The 697-nt window shown below is 42.8% G+C and carries 1 protein-coding gene; it reads right to left on the bottom strand.

The window, feature by feature from the left end; all coding sequences use genetic code 11:
• Positions 1-10: 10 nt before the first annotated feature.
• A partial coding sequence (locus tag LJE09_RS17305; RefSeq protein ID WP_173703822.1) for a hypothetical protein occupies positions 11-697 on the bottom strand: 687 nt, incomplete at its 5' end.

The following is a 697-nucleotide window of genomic DNA, read 5'->3' as shown; positions in this document are numbered from 1 at the left end:
CTGTTTCTTTTTATTTTACCCTGATTCTTCTTCCCCAGGATACCCAGTCTCCGTAAGCTTTCCTTCCGTTAATTTTGACCCATGGGCGGACTTTCAGAGTATAGGTTCCGGGCTTCACGCCTGTAATCCTTGTATAGGTTGTCCGATTGTTCCGTTTATATACGGTGGTTCCGCCTGTAGATCTCAGCTCCATATCCGCTCTTGCAAATCCTTTTGGTACGCCAACTGTTACAGACACAGCTCCTTTACTTGTTTTTACAGTTTTAATCTTCACCCTCTCTGTGGGAATTCCGTTCTTTACTACTACTTTTACTGGATAACTCCATGCCCCAAACCTTTTCCCAGACACTTTTCCATCATAATAATCCCTGTTGTACGCATGGATTCCCAGATAATACGTCCCGTTTTTTACATTTGTAAAGGTGATGGTCTTTGCATCCTGATTCTTCGCCACCTTCACATAATTCTCAGGTTTGTCACCCCAGCTTTTCTTTGTCAGAACCGCATCGAAACCTTCGCTGTTTGCGCAGTCATAAGCCACTGCCTTAATAGTTGACCCCTGTACTTTCACATCTTTTATCGTTGCTCCTTCCGGATAAGGCGGTGCAATATGAGGACAATTCTGGGAAATTATATAAGATAATTCTATTCCTCCTGTGATGGAAACCTTAAAAATATCAGTAGCTACCTGTTCTTC

Source organism: Blautia sp. DFI.3.45, from assembly GCF_020593505.1.
GTDB lineage: Bacteria > Bacillota > Clostridia > Lachnospirales > Lachnospiraceae > Blautia_A > Blautia_A wexlerae.
Note: the sequence above shows the minus strand (reverse complement) of the source record. Positions and strands in the feature narration are given on the sequence as shown.